This window comes from Pseudomonas sp. PI1, assembly GCF_000812405.1.
GTDB classification, from domain to species: Bacteria; Pseudomonadota; Gammaproteobacteria; order Pseudomonadales; family Pseudomonadaceae; genus Pseudomonas; species Pseudomonas citronellolis.
Genome location: NZ_JWMC01000091.1, coordinates 1 through 22,748, shown reverse-complemented (window position 1 = coordinate 22,748; position 22,748 = coordinate 1). Strand labels below are relative to the sequence as shown.

The following is a 22,748-nucleotide window of genomic DNA, read 5'->3' as shown; positions in this document are numbered from 1 at the left end:
AAGCTCGCTCCTACGAAGAGCACACAACCCCCATGACCTTGCAACTGACCATCGCCCAGGCCAGCGCCACCGGCCCGCGCACGGAGAACCAGGATGCCCTGCGGGTGGTCACCCCGCCCGCCGACCTGGCCGCCAGCAAGGGCCACCTGTTCGCCCTGGCCGACGGCGTCAGCCAGTGCGCCGACGGCGGCCTGGCCGCGCGCCTGACCGTGCAGGCGCTGGCCAGCGACTACTACGCCACCCCGGAGACCTGGGCCATCGCCCAGGCCCTGGACCGCCTGCTGCTGTCGCAGAACCGCTGGCTGCAGGCCAACGGCGGCGGCCAGCCGCTGCTCACCACCCTCACCGCGCTGGTCCTGCGCGGCCGGCGCTTCACCCTCGCCCACGTCGGCGACTGCCGCCTGTACCGCTGGCGCGACGGCGAGCTGGAATGCCTGACCCAGGACCACGTCTGGGAACAGCCGGGCATGCAGCACGTGCTCAAGCGCGCCCTGGGCCTGGACCAGCACCTGGTGGTGGACTACCGCGACGGCGAGCTGCAGGAGGGCGAGAGCTTCCTGCTGGCCAGCGACGGCGTCTGGGCCACCCTGGGCGACGCCGGCATCCGCCGCATCCTCGCCGATGCCCGCGAACCGCGGGGCGCCGCCGAAGCCCTGGTCAAGGCCGCGCACCTGGCCGGCAGCCAGGACAATGCCAGCGCCCTGCTGGTGCGCATCGACGCCCTGCCCGCCAGCGGCCTGGGCGATACCCTGGCGCAACTGGAGCACTGGCCGCTGCCGCCGGAACTGCGCCACGGCCAGATGTTCGAGGGCTGGCAGGTCGAGGGCCGCCTGGCGCAGTCGCGGCAATCGCTGATCTACCGCGTGCGCGACGCCCAGCAACGCCCCTGGCTGCTGAAGACGCTGCCGCCGGCGCTGCACGACGAGCCACGGGCCAGCCAGGCCCTGCTGCTGGAGGAATGGTTCCTGCGCCGCGTGCAGGGCCGCCACTTCCCCGAACTGCACGGCCTGCCGCAGCGCCAGCACCTTTACTACGTGATGCGCGAATACCCCGGGCAGACCCTGGCCGAACGCCAGCGTCAGGGCCCCCTGCCGCTGGCCCAATGGCAATCCCTGGCGCCACGCCTGTTGCATGCCCTCGGCCAGCTGCACCGGCGCAACATCCTGCACCGCGACGTCAAGCCGGAGAACCTGCACCTGGGCGAGGACGGCGAGCTGCGCCTGCTGGACTTCGGCCTGGCCTACTGCCCGGGCCTGTCCGGCGACGAAGCCCACCAGTTGCCCGGCACGCCCTCCTACCTGGCCCCGGAAAGCTTCCAGGGCGCCGCCCCGGAGCCGCGCCAGGACCTCTACGCCGCCGGCGTCACCCTCTACCGCCTGCTCTGCGAACGCTACCCCTACGGCGAAATCGAAGCCTTCCAGCACCCGCGCTTCGGCAGCCCGACGCCAGCCAGCCGCTACCGCCCCGACCTGCCGGCCTGGCTCGACGCCTGGCTGCTGCGCGCCGTGGCCGCCGACCCGGCGCAACGCTTCGAGACCGCCGAGCAAGCCCTGCTGGAGCTGGAACAGGGCGAACGCCAGGCCGGCCTGGCCAGCCGCCCGCGGCCGCTGCTGGAACGCGAGCCGCTGCGCTTCTGGCGCGCCCTGGCGCTGGCCTCGCTGCTGCTCAACCTGGCGTTGCTGGCCTGGCTGCTGCGCCACTGAGCGCGCACCAGTTCGAACCCGCCCGCCTCATCACGGTGCAGGAAAACCCCGGCAGCATCGCGAAACCCCGCTGAATCCGCGCTCCGACGACCTGGCACGGCACCTGCAAGAGCACTGGCAACAATCTACAAAAGCGCGTCCCTCAACGAAGAGGCTCGCACTTCCCGATCGATCGGGACTTGGACAAAGGCGTCCTCGCCGGGCAACCGGCGGGACGCCTTTTTTGTTTTCCGTGATACCAGGAGCCCTTGCATGAAGAAGCTCAAGCTCGTCCTGATCGGCAACGGCATGGCCGGCATCCGCACCCTCGAGGAACTGCTGAAGATCGCCCCGGACCTCTACGAGATCACCGTGTTCGGCGCCGAGCCCCACCCCAACTACAACCGCATCCTGCTCTCGCCGGTGCTGGCCGGGGAGCAGACCTTCGAGGACATCGTCCTCAACGACCTCAACTGGTACGCCGACAACGGCATCCGCCTGCTGCTCGACCGCAAGGTGGTGAAGCTCGACCGCCGCCTGCGCAAGGTCTACGCCGCCGACGGCAGCGAGGCCGAGTATGACCGCCTGGTGATCGCCACCGGCTCCAACCCCTTCATCCTGCCGGTGCCGGGCAACCGCCTGGAGGGCGTGATCGGCTACCGCGACATCGCCGACACCCAGGCCATGATCGACACCGCGAAAAGCCACAGCCACGCGGTGGTCATCGGCGGCGGCCTGCTCGGCCTGGAAGCGGCCAACGGCCTCAAGCAGCGCGGCATGGACGTCACCGTGGTGCACCTCGCCGACTGGCTGCTGGAGCGCCAGCTCGACCGTACCGCCGGCAAGCTGCTGCAATCGGCCCTGGAGGCGCGCGGCATCCGCTTCCGCCTGAACACCGTCACCGACGAGCTGGTGGACAACGGCGACGGCCGCGTCTGCGCCGTGCAGTTCAAGGACGGCGACGTGGTGGCCGCCGACCTGGTGGTGATGGCCGCCGGCATCCGCCCCAACACCGAGCTGGCGGAAAAATCCGGCATCCCCTGCAACCGCGGCATCCTGGTCAACGACACCCTGCAGACCTACGACCCGCGCATCTACGCCATCGGCGAGTGCGCCAGCCACCGCGGCATCGCCTACGGCCTGGTGGCGCCGCTGTTCGAGCAGGCCAAGGTCTGCGCCAACCACCTGGCCCAGTTCGGCTTCGCCAGCTACAAGGGCTCGGTGGTCTCGACCAAGCTCAAGGTCACCGGCATCGACCTGTTCTCCGCCGGCGACTTCATGGGCGGCGAAGGCACCGAGACCATCACCCTCTCCGACCCCATCGGCGGCGTCTACAAGAAGCTGGTGATCAAGGACGACGTGCTGGTCGGCGCCTGCCTGTACGGCGACACCGCCGACGGCGGCTGGTACTTCCGGCAGATCCGCGAGAACCACAACGTGGCGCAGATCCGCGACCACTTGATGTTCGGCGAAAGCAGCCTGGGCGACGCCGGCCACCAGGGCCAGAGCAGCGCCGCGAGCATGCCCGACAACGCCGAGGTGTGCGGCTGCAACGGCGTGTGCAAGGGCACCATAGTCAAGGCCATCCAGGAGAACGGCCTGTTCAGCGTCGACGAGGTGAAGAAGCACACCAAGGCGGCCAGCAGCTGCGGCTCCTGCGCCGGCCTGGTGGAGCAGATCCTGATCAGCACCGTGGGCGGCGCGGCGGACGTCAAGCCCAAGAGCGAGAAGGCCATCTGCGGCTGCAGCGAACTCAACCACGGCCAGGTGCGCAAGGCCATCCGCGAGCACCACCTGACCTCCATGGCCGAGGCCATGCGCTTCATGGACTGGAGCACGCCCAACGGCTGCGCCACCTGCCGCCCGGCGCTGAACTACTACCTGATCTCCACCTGGCCGGGCGAGGCGAAGGACGACGCGCAGTCGCGCCTGATCAACGAACGCGCCCACGCCAACATCCAGAAGGATGGCACCTACTCGGTGGTGCCGCGCATGTGGGGCGGCGTGACCAACCCGGCCGAGCTGCGGCGCATCGCCGACGTCGCCGACAAATACAACGTGCCCATGGTCAAGGTCACCGGCGGCCAGCGCATCGACCTGCTGGGGGTGAAGAAGGAAGACCTACCGGCGATCTGGAAGGACCTCGACATGCCCTCCGGGCACGCCTACGGCAAGTCCATCCGCACCGTGAAGACCTGCGTGGGCAGCGAGTTCTGCCGCTTCGGCACGCAGAACTCGACGCAGCTGGGCATCGACCTGGAGCACGACCTGTTCAACATGTGGTCGCCGCACAAGGTCAAGCTCGCCGTCTCCGGCTGCCCGCGCAACTGCGCCGAGGCCGGCATCAAGGACATCGGCATCATCGGCGTGGACTCCGGCTGGGAGCTGTACATCGGCGGCAACGGCGGGATCAAGACCGAGGTGGCGGAGTTCTTCGTCAAGCTCAAGAGCGCCGACGAAGTGCGCGAGTACAGCGGCGCGTTCCTCCAGCTCTACCGCGAGGAAGCCTTCTACCTGGAGCGCACCGTGCACTACCTGCAGCGCGTGGGCATGGAGCACATCAGGAAAGCCGTGCTGGAGGACGCGGAGAACCGCAAGGCGCTCAACGCGCGCCTGCAGTACGCCCTGTCGCTGGAGCAGGACCCGTGGCAACAGCGCATCGAGCAGCCACGGCTGAAGCAGGAATTCGAACGCATCCCGCTCGTGCAACTGGAAAGCGCCTGACCGGCCTGGGAGAACACACCATGAACTGGCAAGACATCTGCGCCCTGGAAGACATCCAGCCGCTGGGCTCGCGCGTGATCGCCGCGCCCCGTGGCGTCATCGCCCTGTTCCGCACCGCCGACGACGAAGTCTTCGCCCTCGACGACCGCTGCCCGCACAAGGGCGGGCCGCTGTCCCAGGGCCTGATCTTCGGCAAGCGGGTGGCCTGCCCGCTGCACAACTGGCAGATCGAGCTGGACAGCGGCAACGCCGTGGCCCCGGACGTCGGCTGCGCCCACCGCCACCCGGTGAAGGTGGAGAACGGCCGCGTGCTGCTGGCCCTGAAAGACCTGGCCGCCTGCGCCTGAGGCGGCCGCGACACGGGAGAGCCCCATGAGCGAACGCCAAGTCACCGCCAGCACCTGCTGCTATTGCGGCGTGGGTTGCGGCGTCCTGATCGAGCACGACGGCGAGCGCATCCTCGGCGTGCGCGGCGACCCGGACCACCCGGCCAACCTCGGGCGCCTGTGCAGCAAGGGTTCCAGCCTGCACCTGACCGGCGACCTGGCCGCCCGCGCGCTGCATCCCGAGCTGCGCCTGGGCAAGCAACTGGCGCGCAGCCGGGTGGACTGGGACAGCGCCCTGGAACACGCCGCCGGGGTGTTCGCCGAAACCATCCGCGAGCATGGCCCGGACAGCGTGGCCTTCTACGTCTCCGGGCAACTGCTGACCGAGGACTACTACGCCTTCAACAAGCTGGCCCGCGCCCTGGTCGGCAGCAACAACATCGACAGCAACTCGCGGCTGTGCATGTCCTCGGCGGTGGTCGGCTACAAGCGCAGCCTCGGCGCCGACGCCCCGCCCTGCTGCTACGAGGACCTGGAGCAGAGCGACTGCGTGCTGATCGCCGGCAGCAACATGGCCTACGCCCACCCGGTGCTGTTCCGCCGGCTGGAGGCGGCCAAGGCGGCGCGGCCGCAGATGAAGGTGATCGTCATCGACCCGCGGCGCACCGACACCTGCGAGCTGGCCGACCTGCACCTGGCGATCCAGCCCGGCACCGACGTGGCGCTGTTCCACGGCATCCTCCACCTGCTGCTCTGGGAAGGCTGGGTGGACCGCGCCTACATCGAGGCCCACACCCAGGGCTTCGACGAGCTGAAGAACCTGGTGCGCGACTACGGCCCGGTGGCGGTGGCGGAAATCTGCGGCATCGCCGTGGAGGACCTGCAACGCTGCGCGCAGTGGATCGGCCATGCGCCGAGCTTCCTCTCGCTGTGGTGCATGGGCCTGAACCAGTCCAGCGCCGGCAGCGCCAAGAACAGCGCGCTGATCAACCTGCACCTGGCCACCGGGCAGATCGGCCGTCCCGGCGCCGGGCCCTTCTCCCTCACCGGCCAGCCCAATGCCATGGGCGGCCGCGAGACCGGCAGCCTGGCCAACCTGCTGCCCGGCCACCGCGACGCCGGCGATGCCGCGCACCGCGCCGAAGTCGCGCGGTACTGGGGCGTCGAAGCGCTGCCGGAGCAGCCCGGGCTGACCGCCATCGAGCTTTTCGACGCAGTGCGCGACGGGCGCATCAAGGCCCTGTGGATCGCCTGCACCAACCCCGCGCAATCCCTGCCGGACCAGGCGCGGGTACGCGAAGCGCTCGCAGCCTGCCCCTTCGTGGTGGTGCAGGAAGCCTTCGCCACCAGCGAGACCTGCCGCTACGCCGACCTGCTGCTGCCGGCCGCCAGTTGGGGCGAGAAGGAAGGCACGGTGACCAACTCCGAGCGCCGCGTCAGCCACGTGCGCCGCGCCGTGCCGGCCCCCGGCGAGGCCCGCACCGACTGGTCCATCGCCTGCGACTTCGCCCGCCGCCTGGAGCGCCGCCTGCGTCCCGGCCGGCCGAGCCTGTTCGACTTCGCCCATCCCCAGGCGCTGTTCGACGAGTACCGCCCGCTCACCCAGGGCCGCGACCTCGACCTGGGCGGCATCAGCTACGCCCTGCTGGATGCGCGCGGCCCGCAGCAATGGCCGCTGCCCGAAGGCGCCAGCCAGGGCCTGAAGCGCCTCTACGCCGACGGCAACTTCGCCACCGCCAACGGCCGCGCCCGCTTCATCGCCGAAGCCTACCGCGCGCCGAAGGAACGCCGCGAGGCGCGCTTCCCGCTGATCCTCAACACCGGCCGGCTGCGCGACCAGTGGCACGGCATGACGCGCACCGGCACCGCCGCCAGCGCCTTCGGCCACGTCGAGGAAGCCTGCCTGGGCCTGCACCCGGCGGAACTGCGCCGGCGGCGCCTGGAAGACGGCCAGTTGGTGCGCCTGAGCAGCCGCCGCGGCAGCCTGGTGCTGCCGGTGCAGGCCGACGACGGCCTGCTGCCCGGCCAGGCCTTCCTGCCCATGCACTGGGGCGAACGCTTCCTCAAGGGCCTGGGGGTGAACGCCCTGACCCTGCCGGCCTTCGACCCGCTGTCGCGGCAGCCGGAACTCAAGCACGCCGCAGTGGAAGTCGCCGCCGTGACGCTGCCCTGGCAGTTCTACGCGCTGGTCGAAGGCGACCTGCAACAACGTTTCGAGGCCCTGCGCCCGCTGTTCGACGGCCTGGACTACGCCAGCTTCACCCTGGCCGGCCGCGAGCGCCCTGCCCTGCAGGTGCGCGCCGCCGCCAGCGCGGCGCCGGACGCCGCTTGGCTGCAGCAGGTCGATGCGCTGCTCGACCTGCTCGACGGCCCGGTGCTGGCCTACGACGACCCGCGCCGCGTCCAGGGCAAGCGGGTGCGCCTGGAAGACGGCCGCATCGCCGGCCTGCGCCTGGCCGGCAGCGGCATCGCCAGCGACTGGCTCAAGGCGCTGTGGCTGTCCGGCGAAAGCGACGCCGACCTGCGCCGCAAACTGCTCGCCCCGCCCGGCGCGCAGGTCGCCGAGGCCAGCGACAAGACCTTGTGCAATTGCAGGAACGTGCGCCTGAGCCAGGTGCGCGAAGGCATCGTCCGCGGCCTGGACCTGGACGGCCTGAAGCGCGAACTGGGCTGCGGCAGCCAATGCGGTTCCTGTGTTCCCGAAATACGGCGGTTGCTGGCCAGCGAAGCCGGCGCCCTCGCCGCCAACGCCTGAGGAGAGAGAAGATGAGTGGAAAAGTCTGGCTGGTCGGCGCCGGTCCCGGCGACCCGGAGCTGCTGACGCTGAAGGCCGTGCGCGCGCTGTCCGGCGCCCAGGTGGTGCTGCTCGACGACCTGGTCAACCCGCAACTGCTGGAGCACTGCCCCGGCGCCCGGGTGGTGCGCGTGGGCAAGCGCGGCGGCTGCCGTTCCACGCCCCAGGATTTCATCCAGCGCCTGATGCTGCGCTACGCCCGCCAGGGCTTCAGCGTGGTGCGCCTGAAAGGCGGCGACCCGTGCATCTTCGGCCGTGGCGGCGAAGAAGCGGCCTGGCTGGAGGCCCGCGGCATCGCCTGCGAGCTGGTCAACGGCATCACCGCCGGGCTGGCCGCCGCCACCTCCTGCGGCATCCCCCTGACCCTGCGCGGCATCAGCCGTGGCGTCACTCTGGTGACCGCACACACCCAGGACGACAGCGAACCGAACTGGCCGGCGCTGGCCCAGTCCGGCACCACCCTGGTGATCTACATGGGCGTGGCACGCCTGGCGGAAGTCCGCGACGGCCTGCTGGCGGGCGGGATGCGCCGGGGCATGCCGGTGGCGATGATCGAAAACGCCTCGCTGCCCCGGCAGCGCGAATGCCGCAGCAGCCTGGGGATGATGCTGGACGACGCCAGCGCCTTCGGCCTGCGCAGCCCGGCCATCCTGGTGATCGGCGAAGTCGCCGCCGAGGCCGCGCTGGAGCTGGCGCGCAGCGCTTGAACGACTGTTCCGAGACGTGGGGCGGATAACCGTTCGCGGTTATCCGCCGTTGGCCGATGCACCGATGCCATCAGGGCTGTAGGAGCGAGCTTGCTCGCGAACGGGGTTTCTCGGTGGCGTAGGTGCTGGGTTCAAGAGCGCCCTCTCCCCAGCCCTCTCCCTGAAGGGAGAGGGGGCTGTCCTGAGCTGCTGGGGAGTTCAGAGTCATCCTGAGACACCTGACCCCACCCCGTCATTCCCGCAGACGCGGGAACCCAGTGACGGGCGGTTGGGTTCGCGAGCAAGCTCGCTCCTACGAAGAGCAAAAGCAAAAGCGCGTTTGCTCTTGGACTTCCAGAGAAACATCCGAGCGCACCGGAACGCCCCTTCAGAAGGCCGAGCGAAACCGGCGCTCAGGAGGTCATGCGACATGGATGTCGCGAGAGCCCCGATGGGCTACAGGGACGTACCCTCGGGGCGGGCCTCCGTGGCGGGGGAATTCGCGAGGGTAGCCCGGCTCCATCGGGCCCGTATGCGGGGCAAGCCTTTTTGGTTCCTTTTGTGGCGTTTGACAAAAGGGACTCGCCCGGGGGGGCGAAACGAGAAACATCAACGCACTCGGTGCGGCGCGCTACACCCAAACAAGACGTCTCTGGGTTATTCCCCCTCGGGCCAGCGCAAGCGCTGTTCGCGATGAAGCCGCGTCCCGCGTCCGCGGGAATGACGATGGGGAGATGGGAGCACAGAGCCAAGAACCACAAACGAAGCCCTCTCCCAAGCACCTGAACAGACTTTTTCGCAGGCAAAGAAAAACCCGGCCTAGGCCGGGTTTTTCCTGGAACTCAGACCAATTACTGCTGCTTGGCCTGGGCTTCCACTTCGGCTTCTACGCGACGGTTGACGGCGCGGCCTTCAGCGGTGCTGTTGTCAGCAACCGGACGGCTCTCACCATAACCAACGGCGTTCACGCGGCCGCCTTCCACACCGTACTCGTTGACCAGCACGTCACGAACGGCGTTGGCGCGACGCTCGGACAGTTTCTGGTTGTAGGCGTCGGTGCCGACGGAGTCGGTGTGGCCTTCAACGGTGGTGGAGGTGGACGGGTACTGCTTCATGAAGTCAGCCAGGTTCTTGATGTCAGCGTAGCTGTTCTCTTTGACCTTGGACTTGTCGAAGTCGAACTTGACGTCCAGCTGGACGCGGACGACTTCAGCGACGGCCGGGCAGCCGTTGGCGTCAACGGTGACGTTGGCCGGGGTGTTCGGGCACTTGTCGACGTTGTCGCAGACGCCGTCGTGGTCTTCGTCGGAGCAGACTTCAGCGACCGGCTCCGGAGCCGGGGCCGGCTTGGCGCCGCCACCGAAGTTCATGCCGACGCCGACGCCAGCCATCCACTCGCCCTGGTGACCGTTGTCACGCTTCTCCAGGCCGTACTGGCCGTCGAGGCTGGCCTTGGCGAAGAAGTTCTCGGTGAAGTAGTACTTCAGGCCGGCGCCGATGTTGGCCATGGTCAGGTTCTGACGGCCGCCGTTCTCGCTGTTGACGTTGGTCAGGCTCTGGTGACCGATGCCGGCGGAAACGTACGGACGCAGGCCGACACCCGGGGTACCGAAGTGGTAGATGGCATCCAGGGAAGCCAGGTTGCCATGGACCTTCTTGTTGCCGGACTCGTAGGTGCCACGAATGTCGTGGTATTCACCGTAGGAGAGCGCCAGCTCGACGTCGTCGGTCAGGAAGTAGCCGACGGAACCGCCGTAGAGGTCCCCGTTCTTCATGTTGCGGGTGCTGTCAGTGAAGTAGCGCTTGCCGAAGGCTTCGGCTTCGACTGCGCCTTGGCCTTGAGCGAAAGCATTCACGGCGGAAGCAGCGATCATGGAGCCGATCACGACGCCCAGGGTGTTCTTCAGTTTCATCCGTTAAATCCCCATCTTGGTGGTCAGTAAGCCGATGACCGCCGACAAAAGGCAGGCCATACAACTTGCGGGCAAGTTTATCAGAACTTGCGAATTAGAGAGACAACATTTACCCAACTATGTTTCGGATATGCCCGAAAACTTTTCGCGCAGCCGATCCAGTGCACGCTTGTATCGCATCTTAGTCGCACTCAGGCCCATGTGCATGATGTCGGCGATCTCCTGGAATTCAAGCTCTGCGACAAATCGTAGCACCAGAATTTCCCGATCGATGGGATTGACATGTACCAGCCATCGGTCCAGGCCGCCTCGCTCCTCGACCTTCGGCGCCTTCTCCTCGGAAGCCTCCTCGAGCGGGTCCAGGCTCAGCGCATCGAGCAGCCGGCGCTTTCGTCTTTCCTTGCGATATTGGGTTATGCACTCGTTGTAAGTGATGCTGTACAACCAAGTTTTGAACTTCGATTTGCCCTCGAAGTTCTTCAATCCATACAGCACCTTGAGCATCACTTCCTGGCACACGTCGTCGGCATCCCGATCGTTGCCCAGATAGCGCGCGCAGACGTTGAACAGCGTGCGCTGGTATCGGCGCATCAGCTCCTCGTACGCCCGGGTGACGTGGAACAGCTCGTCATGGGCGCGCTCCACCAGCTCCTCGTCGGTCAGCTGGCGCGGGTCGTAGCGCTGGGACAATGGTTGCGGCTTGTTCAAGTCGGGTTCGGGCCAGGTCATGTCGGCCGCCGACGCGGCTTTCGCGAAGCGGCGTCGGCGTTGCACGGGATCATCTCAGCGGCTGGTCACACGGCGCTCGAGGAGCACGCGGTTGGCAATGGACACCAACTCGCCCTCATCGGTCATCAGAATAGTCTTGATGGTGCCGATTTCTTCGATGATGCCTTCGACATCGTCCACTTTCACCTCTTGCCCGACCTGGTACAGCTCGCGCACGTAGATACCGGCGATGATCTGCCCGGCGATCTCCCGGCTGCCCAGGCCCAGGGCCAGGGCGGCGGCGAGGCCGACGGTGATCAGCACGATGGCGATGATGTAGTTGAGCAGGTCGGTCTTGACCTCGAGCTGGCCGACGGCCACCGAGATGCTGATGATGATCACCAGCCACTGGGCCACGCGCCCCAGGCCGCCGGCGTATTCCAGGCCCACGCCCTCGGCGGCGCCGCGCACCACGCTGTTGAGCAACTGCGCCAGGAGCACGCCGACGATCAGCACCAGGGCCGCGCCGAACACCTTGGGCAGGTACAGGGCGAGCACGTCGAGGGTGGCGGAGACGCGCTGCAGGCCCAGGGATTCGGCGGCGGAGACCAGGAACACCAGCAGCACGAACCAGTAGACGATCTTGCCCACCAGGGTCGAGACCGGCACCTGGATGCCGATGCGGGCCATCAGCTTGGTCAGGCCGGTGCCGCCCATCAGGCGGTCCAGGCCGAGCTTGGCCAGCAGCTTGGACAGCAGGGCGTCGAGCAGCTTGGCCACGACGAAGCCCAGCAGCACCACCACCAGGGCGCCGAGCAGGTTCGGGATGAACCCGGCGAGCTTGCCCCACAGGGTGTTCATGGCGGTGAGCAGGCTTTGCGTCCAGATATCGAATTGCATCTTCAGTCGGCCTTGTCAGCGGAAGGGGCGGAATTCTGCGGGCGCCGGGACACCGGCGCAAGGTGGGCGGCGCCGCGGCTTACGCCCAGGCTCAGGGCTTGCAGCCAGTGGCCCATGAGGCTGAACAGGTCGCCGGCGCCGACCTGGCGGTTGGCGGTCTTCAGCACGCGACCCAGGCGCGCGTCTTCCTCCGGCTCCTGGTCCGGCATGCGCAGCAGGTTGCGCAGGGATTCTTCGAACGGATCGTGCATGCACAGCTCTCCTTCGTGTGCTGCCTTGACGCAGCCACACCCCCACAAGTCACATCAGAGCCAGCGCAGGCGGCGGAAGATCCACCACTGGGTCGCGGCGATCACGGCCATCAGCAGGCAGGCCATGGCGAAGCCGTGCGGCGCGCTGGAGCCCGGAATCCCGCCTACGTTGATGCCCAGAAGCCCGGCCACGAAACTCATGGGCAGGAAAAAGCCGGTGATGATACCAAGAATGTACATGGTCTTGTTCATCCGCTCGGTGATCCGCCGGTGCTCGGCCTCCTGGATCAGCGAGATGCGCTCGCGCACCAGCTCCAGTTCCTCGAGGTTGCGCGTCAGGCGGTTGTACAGCTCGTTCCAGTAGTCGGCGTCGTCGCCCAGCGTCCAGGACAACTTGATCCGCGTGAGCTGCGAGTAGATGTCGCGCTGCGGCGCCAGGTAGCGCCGCAGGCCCGCGGAGCGCCGGCGCAGGGCGCGCAGCTCGGCCTGGTCGGGCACGTTGCGCTCGTCTTCCTCGATGGCCTCCTCCATGGCGTCGAGTTCGTCGGCCAGGCCGCCGATCAGGGTATCGATGCGGTCGGTGAGGTAGTGCGCCAGGCTCAGCACCAGCTCCGAGGCGTTCTTCGGGCCGCGCCCGGCGGCCAGGTCCTGGCGCAGGTCGGCCACTGCCTTGAGCGGGCGCAGGCGCAGGGAGATCACCCGCTGCTTCTCGGCGAACACCCGCAGCGAGACCATGTCCTCGGGCACCGCGCCGGGGTTGAGGTTGACTCCGCGCAGGAACAGCAGCAGGCGCTCGGCGCCCAGGTCCAGCAGGCGCGGGCGGGTCGCCTCCTCCAGCAGCAGGTCGCAGGTGAATTCGTTCAACCCGCTGGAGTCGCGCAGCCAGGACTGCGCCTCGGGGACGCCGCGGTCCCAGTGCACCCAGAGGCTTTCCTCGGGCTTGAGGTCCAGCAGCGGCAGTTCGCTGCGGGAAATCTGCCGGCCGCCGCCGTGGCCATCGAGGACGTAGCCGTAGATCAGCCCACGCTCGGTGCCGCTTTCGTATTGCTGCATCGCCTGTTCCAGAAATGCCATGAAGTGCCGGGCGCCGCCGGCGGGCTCGACCATTGACCGGCGAAGGCGCCCGGCGTTCAGCTCACTCGGGCATTTTCAGGGCCTGGGGGGAGACGATGATGCCGTTGTTGTCGGCGTAGACAAACTCGCCCGGACGGAAAGTGATGCCGCCGAAGGTCACGGCCACGTTGAGGTCGCCGATGCCGCGCTTGTCGGTCTTCATCGGGTGGCTGGCCAGGGCCTGCACGCCCAGGTCGGTCTGCGCGATCACGTCGACGTCGCGGATGCAGCCGTAGACCACGATGCCTTCCCAGCCGTTCTTCGCCGCCTTCTCGGCCAGCATGTCGCCCAGCAGCGCGCGGCGCAGCGAGCCGCCGCCGTCGACCACCAGCACCTTGCCCTTGCCGTCCTTGTCCACCTGCTCCTTGACCAGCGAGTTGTCCTCGAAGCACTTGATGGTGACGATCTCGCCGCCGAAGGAGTCGCGACCGCCGAAGTTGCTGAACATGGGCTCGACGACCTGGACCAGGTCGGGATAGGCATCGCACAGATCAGGGGTGACGTATTGCATGGAGAGACTCCTTGGAGTGTCGGGATGAACCTGCGGCGGACCGGCGGAGCGGCGATGAAGCCCGGAATGACCGGAACCCGGCTTGGCGTCACAGTCTAGCGACTGTCACGCCATCCGCCTACGCCCGCCGCCCCGCTCTGCGGCTTGGCGCCTTTCGCCGGGAGGCACGCGTAGGGCGCATAACGCCTACGGCGTTATCCGCCGTTTGGCCTTGATTGCCGGCGGCGCCAGGGTTGACCTGGGCGTTGGCTGTAGCCTCGGTGTATCGGCGGATAACCGCGAACGGTTATTCGCCCTACGCCGCCCCACCTGCACCATTCCCCTGCGCACGAAATCGCGGGCAGGGCCCGCTCCTACAGCCCACCGGATGGCACGGTATTCCTCCCCCCGTAGGAGCGGACCTTGTCCGCGATAACCGGACGTCCCGCGCGAATCGCGGATAAGATCCGCTCCTACGCTGCCCCACCCGCGTCACTCCCCTGTAGGAGCGCGCCCTGCGCGCGAAATCGCGGGCAGGGCCCGCTCCCAGCTCGCCGGATGGCACGGTATTCCTCCCCCCGTAGGAGCGGACCTTGTCCGCGATAGCCGGACGTCCCGGCGCGGATCGCGAATAAGATCCGCTCCTACGCCGCCCCACCCGCGTCATTCCCCTGTAGGAGCGCGCCCTGCGCGCGAAATCGCGGGCAGGGCCCGCTCCTACAGGTCGCCGGGAGGCACGGTATCCGCCCCCCGTAGGAGCGGACCTTGTCCGCGATAGCCGGACGCCCCGGCGCGATTCGCGGATGAGATCCGCTCCTACGCTGCCCCACCCACGGCATTCCCCTGTAGGAGCGCGCCCTGCGCGCGAAATCGCGGGCAGGGCCCGCTCCTACAGCCCGCCGGATGGCACGGTATTCCTCCCCCCGTAGCGGACCTTGTCCGCGATAGCCGGCCATCCCGGCGCGATTCGCGGATGAGGTCCACTCCTACGCTGCCCCACCCGCGCCATTCCCCTGTAGGAGCGCGCCCTGCGCGCGAAATCGCGGGCAGGGCCCGCTGGCGAGTATGGCTCGCTCCTACGAAAAGCACCTCGGCGCCGCCTGTAATCCTACGGGTTGCCGGGAGGCAGGGCCTGGTGCTGCAGCCAGTGCAGGACCCGCGGCCAGACCTCGCGCTGGGCGCCCTTGCTCACCAGCATCTCGACGTGCCCGAAGTTTTCCGAAAAGCCCTGCCGGCGCCCCAGGCAGAGGTACTCACGGACTTCCGAGCCGAACTGTTCGAACAGCTTGCGGCAGGCCCAGGGCGGGTCCTGGCGGTCGCCCTCGGCGCTGACCGCCAGCACCGGCGCCGTCACCTTGGCCAGGCCGCCCCACCAGTCATTGTCGCGCTCGCCGAAGCGGCCGAACAGGCCATGCCAGCGCAAGGCCTCCAGGGCCAGGCCGATGGGCTCGTCCTCCGGGCCGCGGCGCAGGCGCGGGCCGGGGATCACGCCCATGCGCTTGAGCAGCAGGCGCCCGCCCCAGGCCACCGGCGGCAGCTTCAGCACCCAGTAGTCGCGGCTGACCTGGCTGCCGAACAGCGCCACGCTGGCGGCCTGTTCCGCCGCCAGGTAGCCGCCGCCGAGGGCCGCCGCCAGGCTGGTGCCGCCCAGGGAATGGCCGATCCAGTGCGGCGCCCGGCCGCTCTGCTCGACGACGAAGTCGGCGATGGCCGGCAGGTCGAAGCGCGCGTAGGCGGCGACGCTGTTGCGCGAATAGTCGAGGTTGCGCGGCGACAGGCCGTGGCCGCGCATCTCCGGTATCCACACGTCGAAGCCGGCGCGCGCCAGGTACGGCCCCAGGCCGATGGCCTTGGGCGAGTACCAGAAGCGCCGGTTGGAGAAGCTGCCGTGCACCAGGATCACCGGCGCGCCGCGCTGCTCGCGGCCCGGCAGGCCCAGGCGGGTCAGCGCCAGTTCGACGCTGGGGTCGGGGCTGTTGTTGGGTTTCAGGCGGTAGACGTCCTCGGTGAGGTCGCCACGCAGGTCGGCGCTGACGAGCGCCACGGGAAAGAGTCGGCTACTGCTGTGCATGTCGTGGAATGGGTTGGCACGAAAAAAGGGCGGGTGCAAGCACCCGCCCTTCCTGAACCCGCAGGTTCGGTTGGCGTCAGGCCTGGCCTTCGGCCAGGAAGAACCAGGTGTCGAGCACCGAGTCGGGGTTCAGCGAGACGCTCTCGATGCCCTGCTCCATCAGCCACTTGGCCAGGTCCGGGTGGTCCGAGGGGCCCTGGCCGCAGATGCCGATGTACTTGCCGGCCTTGTTGCACGCCTGGATAGCGTTGGCCAGCAGCTTCTTGACCGCCGGGTTACGCTCGTCGAACAGGTGCGCGACGATGCCCGAGTCGCGGTCCAGGCCGAGGGTCAGCTGGGTCAGGTCGTTGGAGCCGATGGAGAAGCCATCGAAGAACTCCAGGAACTCCTCGGCCAGCAGGGCGTTGGACGGCAGTTCGCACATCATGATGACCTTCAGGCCGTTCTCGCCGCGCTTCAGGCCGTTGGTGGCCAGCAGTTCGACCACCTGGGAAGCCTCGCCGAGGGTGCGCACGAAGGGCACCATCAGCTCGACGTTGGTCAGGCCCATCTCGTTGCGGACCTTCTTCATCGCCCGGCATTCCAGCTCGAAGCAGTCGCGGAAGGATTCGCTGATGTAGCGCGAGGCGCCGCGGAAGCCAAGCATCGGGTTCTCTTCTTCCGGCTCGTAGAGCTTGCCGCCGATCAGGTTGGCGTACTCGTTGGACTTGAAGTCCGACAGGCGCACGATGACCTTCTTCGGCCAGAAGGCCGCGGCCAGGGTGCTGACGCCCTCGACCAGCTTCTCGACGTAGAAGCCCACCGGGTCGTCGTAGCCGGCGATGCGCTTCTCGACGCTTTCCTTGATGTCGGCCGGCAGGCTGGCGAAGTTCAGCAGCGCCTTGGGGTGCACGCCGATCATGCGGTTGATGATGAATTCCAGGCGGGCCAGGCCCACGCCCTCGTTGGGCAGTTGGGCGAAGTCGAAGGCGCGGTCCGGGTTGCCGACGTTCATCATGATCTTGAACGGCAGCTCGGGCATGGCGTCCACCGAGTTCTGGCGCACGTCGAAGCCCAGCTGGCCTTCGTAGATCAGGCCGGTGTCGCCTTCGGCGCAGGACACGGTGACCTGCTGGCCGTCCTTCAGCACGGCGGTGGCGTTGCCGCAGCCGACCACGGCCGGGATGCCCAGTTCACGGGCGATGATCGCCGCGTGGCAGGTACGCCCGCCGCGGTTGGTGACGATGGCGCTGGCGCGCTTCATCACCGGCTCCCAGTCCGGGTCGGTCATGTCGGAGACCAGCACGTCGCCGGGCTGCACCTTGTCCATCTCGGAGACGTCGTGGATGACCTTCACCGGGCCTGCGCCGATGCGCTGGCCGATGGCGCGGCCTTCCACCAGGACCTTGCCCTTCTCCTTGAGCAGGTAGCGCTCCATCACGGTGGCGCTGGAACGGCTCTTCACGGTTTCCGGGCGGGCCTGGACGATGTACAGCTTGCCGTCGTCGCCGTCCTTCGCCCATTCGATGTCCATCGGGCGCTGGTAGTGCTTCTCGATGATCAGCGCCTGCTTGGCCAGTTCGGTGACCTCGGCGTCGGACAGGGCGAAGCGCGCGCGGTCGGCCTTCTCCACGTCGACCACCTTGACCGACTTGCCGGCCTTGGCTTCGTCGCCGTAGATCATCTTGATCGCCTTGCTGCCCAGGTTGCGGCGCAGGATCGCCGGGCGGCCGGCTTCCAGGGTGGGCTTGTGCACGTAGAACTCGTCGGGGTTCACCGCGCCCTGCACCACGGTCTCGCCGAGGCCGTAGGCGCCGGTGATGAACACCACGTCACGGAAGCCGGACTCGGTGTCCAGGGTGAACATCACCCCGGCGGTGCCGGTTTCCGAGCGGACCATGCGCTGCACACCGGCGGACAGGGCGACCAGCTTGTGGTCGAAGCCCTGGTGCACGCGGTAGGCGATGGCACGGTCGTTGAACAAGGAGGCGAAGACTTCCTTGGCCGCGCGGATCACGTTGTCCACGCCGCGGATGTTCAGGAAGGTCTCCTGCTGGCCGGCGAAGGAGGCGTCCGGCAGGTCTTCGGCGGTGGCCGAGGAACGCACGGCCACGGCCATGTTGTCGTTGCCGCCGGCCATCTCGGCGAAGGCCTTGCGGATGTCGGCGTCCAGCTGGGCGGGGAACTCGGCGTCCATCACCCACTGGCGAATCTGCGCGCCGGTCTTGGCCAGGGCGTTGACGTCGTCGACATCGAGGGCGTCCAGGGCGGCGTGAATGCGGTCGTTCAGGCCACTCTGCTCGAGGAAGTCACGGTAGGCCTGGGCGGTGGTGGCGAAACCACCGGGAACCGAAACCCCAGCACCGGCGAGGTTGCTGATCATTTCGCCCAGGGATGCGTTCTTGCCCCCCACACGTTCGACATCATGGACGCCGAGCTTATCGAGGGAAACTACGTACTCTACCAAGGTGATCTCTCCACTGAATGTTGGAAAAGCTCAAACGGGCCACCGCGACACCGCCCCTTTCTGGCCGCGGCCAGAAAAATAAGTGACAATGCCCCGGCAGGAGGCCTTGCAAAAGCGCGGCCTATCATACTCAGGATTCTTTCCTACATTAAGGCCCGCAGCGCAATGAAACGTACGGCTTTCTTCATTTCCGACGGAACCGGCATCACCGCCGAAACCCTCGGCCAGAGTCTTCTTGCGCAGTTCGAGAACATCCATTTCCACAAACTGACGCGACCGTACATCGACACCGAAGAAAAAGCGCGCGTCATGGTACAGCAAATCAACGCGGCTGCGCAGGCGGACGGCGCCCGCCCGATCATCTTCGACACCATCGTCAACCGTGAGATCCGGGCGGTCCTGGCCCAGTCGAACGGCTTCATGATCGACATCTTCTCGACCTTTTTGTCCCCTCTGGAGCAGGAATTATCCGCGGACTCGTCGTATTCCGTCGGAAAATCCCACAGCATCGGCCACAATCCGCACTACATGGAGCGGATCGACGCGGTCAACTTCGCCCTCGACAACGACGACGGCGCCCGCACCCACTACTACGACAAGGCCGACCTGATCCTGGTCGGCGTGTCGCGCTGCGGCAAGACGCCCACCTGCCTCTATATGGCAATGCAATATGGCATTCGTGCGGCGAACTATCCGCTGACCGAGGAGGACATGGAGCGCCTGCAGCTGCCCAACGCCCTCAAGCCCTACAAGGGCAAGCTGTTCGGCCTGACCATCGACCCCGACCGGCTCACCGCCATCCGCAACGAGCGCAAGCCCAACAGCCGCTACGCCAGCTTCGCCCAGTGCGAGTTCGAGGTGCGCGAGGTGGAGAACCTGTTCCGCCGCGAGAACATCGCCTACATCAATTCCACCCATTTCTCGGTGGAGGAGATCGCCGCCAAGATCATGGTGGAGAAAGGCGTCGAGCGCCGCCTGAAGTAGCCCCACACGGCCCTGTGAACCGGCTCACGCTGCCGCCCGCCGGGGCCTGGCGGGTGTCGTCACACGGCACCTGCGTGCTAGAATCGCGCCCCGCATCCCTCCTGGGGGGCCCAGGCCCCGGCCAAGGATGACTCGCCCGCAGGCCGTGGCGTTTGCCGGATGTACCCGTTCACTGGCCTACGGCCCCCAGCGCTCAGGACTTATGAGACTCAAGCCCACAGCCCTGCTGCTCCTGATTTTCCTGGCGGCCTTCGGCGGCCCCGCCGGCGCCGCCGGCAAGACCGTCTACGGGCTCATCGAATACGCCCACATCGGCCAGCTCGACCAGGTGCTGGCGGCCAAGCTCGACACCGGCGCCAAGACCGCCTCCCTGAGCGCCCGCGACATCAAGCGCTTCAAGCGCGACGGCGAAACCTGGGTGCGCTTCTACCTGGCCACCGACACCGCCGACAGCCAGCCGCTGGAGCGGCCGCTGGCGCGCATCAGCAAGATCAAGCGGCGCCACGGCGACTTCGACCCCGACGAGGGCAAGGCCTACACCGCGCGTCCGGTCATCGAGCTGGACGTCTGCCTGGGCAGGCTGCGCCGCACCATCGAAGTGAACCTTACCGACCGCAGCGCATTCCAATATCCCCTGCTGATCGGCTCCGACGCGCTCAAGCGCTTCGGCGCCCTGGTCGACCCCAGCCTGAAATACGCCGCCGGCCAGCCCGGCTGCCCCGTTGCGAAACCTGCCGAGTAAAGCCCATGCGCTCCATCAACCTGCACCTGAAGATCCTGATCGCCATCCTGGTGGTCCTGGGCGTTTCCATCACCGCCTACCAGATCTTCATCCTCGGCATCCCCATGACCGAGGCGGAAACCGACGACCTGTGGAACATCGACGCCAAGGTCGAGTTCCTCGCCGCGCCGAAGACCCCGGTCAAGGTGCAGATGTTCGTGCCGCCGCTGACCCAGGGCTACGTCAGCCTCAACGAGAGCTTCGTCTCGAACAACTACGGGGTGAGCATCAACCGCGCCGACGGCAACCGCAAGGTGACCTGGTCCTCGCGCCGCGCCAACGGCAAGCAGACGCTCTACTACCGCCTGGTGCTGACCAAGCGCTTCAGCGGCGAGCAACCCAAGGAAAAAGGCCCGATCTTCCGTGACAGCCCGCCCCTGGAAGGCCCGGAGAAGATCGCCGCCGAAGCGCTGATCGCGCCCATCCGCCAGCACTCGGCGGACATCGAGACCTTCGTCAGCGAAACCATCAAGCGCGCCAACAACCTGGCCGACGACAACGTCAAGCTGCTGCTGGCCGGCGACACCAGCCTGGAGAAGCGCTCGTACATCGTCGAGACCCTGCTGGCCCAGGCCCACGTGCCCATGGAGCGCGTGCACACCCTGCGCCTGCTGGCCAACCAGGCGCAGAGCCCGGAACTGTGGCTGCGCAGCTACAACGGCAAGGACTGGCTGTACTTCAACCCGGAAACCGGCGAGCGCGGCCTGCCCGCCGACCGCCTGATCTGGTGGCTGGGCGACGAGCCGCTGCTGGCGGTGGAAGGCGGCAAGAAGGCACTGATCAGCTTCAGCCTGAACAACAGCGAGATGAACGCCATCCGCCTGGCCAAGCTGACCAACGAGAACACCGACGCGTCCTTCCTCGACTACTCGCTGTACGGCCTGCCGCTGTCCACCCAGCAGACCTTCCAGATCATGATCATGATCCCCTTCGGCGTGCTGGTGATCCTGGTCCTGCGCAACCTGATCGGCATCCAGACCCTCGGCACCTTCACCCCGGTGCTGATCGCCCTCGCCTTCCGCGAGACCGGCCTGCAGTGGGGCATCGGCCTGTTCACCGTGATCACCGCCCTGGGCCTGTCGCTGCGCTCGTACCTCGAGCACCTGAAGCTGCAGATGCTGCCGCGGCTGTCGGTGGTGCTGACCTTCGTGGTGGTGATGATCGCCGCCATCAGCCTGCTCAGCCACCGCCTGGGCTTCGAGAGCGGCCTGTCGGTGGCGCTGTTCCCCATGGTGATCCTGACCATGAGCATCGAGCGCCTGTCGATCACCTGGGAAGAACGCGGCGCCGCGCACGCCATGAAGGCGGCGGTGGGCACCCTGTTCGCCGCGGCCCTGGCGCACATCCTGATGCGCGTGCCGGAGCTGGTGTACTTCGTGTTCACCTTCCCGGCGGTGCTGCTGCTCCTGGTGGCCTTCATGCTGGCGATGGGTCGCTACCGCGGCTACCGCCTGACCGAGCTGTTCCGCTTCAAAGCCTTCCTGAAGGACTGAGCCATGTTCGGCCTGATCAAGCGGTGGAAAGCCCTGGAAGCCAAGGGCATCATGGGCATCAACCGGCGCAACGCGGACTTCGTGCTGAAGTACAACAAGCGCCACCTGTACCCGATCGTCGACGACAAGATCATCACCAAGGAACGCGCCATCGCCGCCGGCATCCACGTGCCGGAGATGTACGGGATCATCTCCACCGAGAAGGAGATCGAGAAGCTCGATTCCATCATCGGCGAGCGCAACGACTTCGTCATCAAGCCGGCGCAGGGCGCCGGCGGCGACGGCATCCTGGTGATCGCCGACCGTTTCGAGGGCAACTTCAAGACCGTCTCCGGGCGCATCATCAGCCGCGAGGAGATCGAGTACCAGCTCTCCAGCATCCTCACCGGCCTGTACTCCCTGGGCGGGCACCGCGACCGCGCGCTGATCGAGTACCGCGTCACCCCCGACCAGATCTTCCGCAGCATCAGCTACGAAGGCGTGCCGGACATCCGCATCATCGTCCTCATGGGCTACCCGGTGATGGCCATGCTGCGCCTGCCGACGCGCCAGTCCAACGGCAAGGCCAACCTGCACCAGGGCGCCATCGGCGTGGGCGTGGACCTGGCCACCGGCATCACCCTGCAGGGCACCTGGCTGAACCGCAAGATCGCCAAGCACCCGGACACCACCAACGCGGTGGACGGCGTGCAGCTGCCGCACTGGGACGGCTTCATGAAGCTGGCCGCCGGCTGCTACGAGTTGTGCGGCCTGGGCTACATCGGCGTGGACATGGTGCTGGACCAGGACAAGGGCCCGCTGATCCTCGAACTCAACGCCCGCCCCGGGCTGAACATCCAGATCGCCAACGACTGCGGCCTGACCGGCCGCGCCCAGGCGGTGGAGGCCCACCTGGTGGAGCTGCAGGCCAAGGGCGTGCAGGAGACACCGGAGGAGCGGGTGCGTTTCTCGCAGAAGCTGTTCGGGCATGTGCCGACGCGGGAGATCTGAGGCGGGCCAGGGGCTTTTCGTAGGAGCGAGCTTGCTCGCGAACAGTAGTTACCGGTGAGCTAAGTGTTGGGTTCAAGAGCCCCTCTCCCCAACCCTCTCCCGCAAGCGGGAGAGGGGGCCGTTCGGAGTGGGCGGGGAGTTTGGAGTCATCCTGAAACTCCTCACTCCCCTCGTCATTCCCGCGAACGCGGGACGCGGCTTCATCGCGAAGCTTGCGCTGGCCCGAAGGGGAATAACCCAGTTGCCTTGGCTTGGGTGTTTCTGCGCCGCACCGAGTCTGCCCGACCTTCTTGTTTCTCCCCCTCGGGCGAGTCCCTTTTGTCAAACGCCACAAAAGGAACCAAAAAGGCTTGCCCCGACATACGGGCCCGATGGAGCCGGGCTACCCTCGCGAAT

Annotated in this window: 17 protein-coding genes; 9 read left to right on the top strand and 8 right to left on the bottom strand. The window is 67.3% G+C overall.

The window, feature by feature from the left end; all coding sequences use genetic code 11:
- Positions 1-32: 32 nt before the first annotated feature.
- The 5 genes from RN02_RS26755 to cobA all read left to right on the top strand — a co-directional run bounded on the left by RN02_RS26755 (position 33) and on the right by cobA (position 8,233).
- The gene (locus RN02_RS26755; RefSeq protein ID WP_043318171.1) at positions 33-1,703 is read left to right on the top strand and encodes a bifunctional protein-serine/threonine kinase/phosphatase; all 1,671 of its coding nucleotides are present in this window, start codon (positions 33-35) and stop codon (positions 1,701-1,703) included.
- 252 nt (positions 1,704-1,955) lie between these two features.
- Entirely contained in the window at positions 1,956-4,406 is a 2,451-nt protein-coding gene (gene nirB / locus RN02_RS26750; protein WP_043318169.1) for a nitrite reductase large subunit NirB, read from the top strand.
- A gap of 20 nt (positions 4,407-4,426) precedes the next feature.
- Positions 4,427-4,753 (top strand): nitrite reductase small subunit NirD, encoded by a 327-nt coding sequence (gene nirD, locus RN02_RS26745; RefSeq protein ID WP_043318167.1) that lies wholly within the window; start codon positions 4,427-4,429, stop codon positions 4,751-4,753.
- Between the two features lie 25 nt (positions 4,754-4,778).
- Positions 4,779-7,487, top strand: a complete 2,709-nt coding sequence (locus RN02_RS26740) for a nitrate reductase (protein WP_043318165.1) — start codon at positions 4,779-4,781, stop codon at positions 7,485-7,487.
- Between the two features lie 11 nt (positions 7,488-7,498).
- Complete coding sequence (cobA, locus tag RN02_RS26735; RefSeq protein ID WP_043318163.1) at positions 7,499-8,233, top strand: uroporphyrinogen-III C-methyltransferase; 735 nt, start codon at positions 7,499-7,501, stop codon at positions 8,231-8,233.
- Between the two features lie 830 nt (positions 8,234-9,063).
- Here cobA and RN02_RS26730 read toward each other — a convergent pair.
- The 8 genes from RN02_RS26730 to ppsA all read right to left on the bottom strand — a co-directional run bounded on the left by RN02_RS26730 (position 9,064) and on the right by ppsA (position 18,104).
- The gene (locus RN02_RS26730) at positions 9,064-10,125 is read right to left on the bottom strand and encodes an OmpA family protein (RefSeq protein ID WP_009618731.1); all 1,062 of its coding nucleotides are present in this window, start codon (positions 10,123-10,125) and stop codon (positions 9,064-9,066) included.
- A 117-nt stretch (positions 10,126-10,242) separates the two neighbouring features.
- Entirely contained in the window at positions 10,243-10,833 is a 591-nt protein-coding gene (sigX, locus tag RN02_RS26725) for an RNA polymerase sigma factor SigX (protein WP_024128632.1), read from the bottom strand.
- A 75-nt stretch (positions 10,834-10,908) separates the two neighbouring features.
- Complete coding sequence (locus RN02_RS26720; protein WP_009618727.1) at positions 10,909-11,733, bottom strand: mechanosensitive ion channel family protein; 825 nt, start codon at positions 11,731-11,733, stop codon at positions 10,909-10,911.
- 2 nt (positions 11,734-11,735) lie between these two features.
- Positions 11,736-11,984: a hypothetical protein gene (locus RN02_RS26715; protein WP_009618725.1), complete on the bottom strand. Its 249-nt coding sequence runs from the start codon at positions 11,982-11,984 to the stop codon at positions 11,736-11,738.
- Positions 11,985-12,038: 54 nt separating this feature from the next.
- On the bottom strand, positions 12,039-13,037 hold the full coding sequence (locus RN02_RS26710) for a zinc transporter ZntB (RefSeq protein ID WP_009618723.1): 999 nt from the start codon (positions 13,035-13,037) through the stop codon (positions 12,039-12,041).
- Between the two features lie 82 nt (positions 13,038-13,119).
- Positions 13,120-13,608, bottom strand: coding sequence for a ribonuclease E activity regulator RraA (rraA, locus tag RN02_RS26705; RefSeq protein ID WP_043272131.1), 489 nt, complete (start codon positions 13,606-13,608; stop codon positions 13,120-13,122).
- A gap of 1,087 nt (positions 13,609-14,695) precedes the next feature.
- Positions 14,696-15,658, bottom strand: coding sequence for an alpha/beta fold hydrolase (locus tag RN02_RS26700; protein WP_043318160.1), 963 nt, complete (start codon positions 15,656-15,658; stop codon positions 14,696-14,698).
- 76 nt (positions 15,659-15,734) lie between these two features.
- Positions 15,735-18,104: a phosphoenolpyruvate synthase gene (gene ppsA / locus RN02_RS26695; RefSeq protein WP_009618717.1), complete on the bottom strand. Its 2,370-nt coding sequence runs from the start codon at positions 18,102-18,104 to the stop codon at positions 15,735-15,737.
- 165 nt (positions 18,105-18,269) lie between these two features.
- Here ppsA and ppsR point away from each other — a divergent pair, with 165 nt between their 5' ends.
- The 4 genes from ppsR to RN02_RS26675 all read left to right on the top strand — a co-directional run bounded on the left by ppsR (position 18,270) and on the right by RN02_RS26675 (position 22,352).
- The gene (gene ppsR, locus RN02_RS26690; RefSeq protein ID WP_009618715.1) at positions 18,270-19,088 is read left to right on the top strand and encodes a posphoenolpyruvate synthetase regulatory kinase/phosphorylase PpsR; all 819 of its coding nucleotides are present in this window, start codon (positions 18,270-18,272) and stop codon (positions 19,086-19,088) included.
- Positions 19,089-19,290: 202 nt separating this feature from the next.
- Complete coding sequence (gene rloA, locus RN02_RS26685; protein WP_043272133.1) at positions 19,291-19,830, top strand: retropepsin-like aspartic peptidase RloA; 540 nt, start codon at positions 19,291-19,293, stop codon at positions 19,828-19,830.
- A gap of 5 nt (positions 19,831-19,835) precedes the next feature.
- Positions 19,836-21,362: an osmotic stress tolerance membrane protein RloB gene (gene rloB / locus RN02_RS26680; protein WP_043318158.1), complete on the top strand. Its 1,527-nt coding sequence runs from the start codon at positions 19,836-19,838 to the stop codon at positions 21,360-21,362.
- A gap of 3 nt (positions 21,363-21,365) precedes the next feature.
- Positions 21,366-22,352: an alpha-L-glutamate ligase-like protein gene (locus RN02_RS26675; RefSeq protein WP_009618710.1), complete on the top strand. Its 987-nt coding sequence runs from the start codon at positions 21,366-21,368 to the stop codon at positions 22,350-22,352.
- The last annotated feature ends 396 nt before the right edge of the window (positions 22,353-22,748 follow it).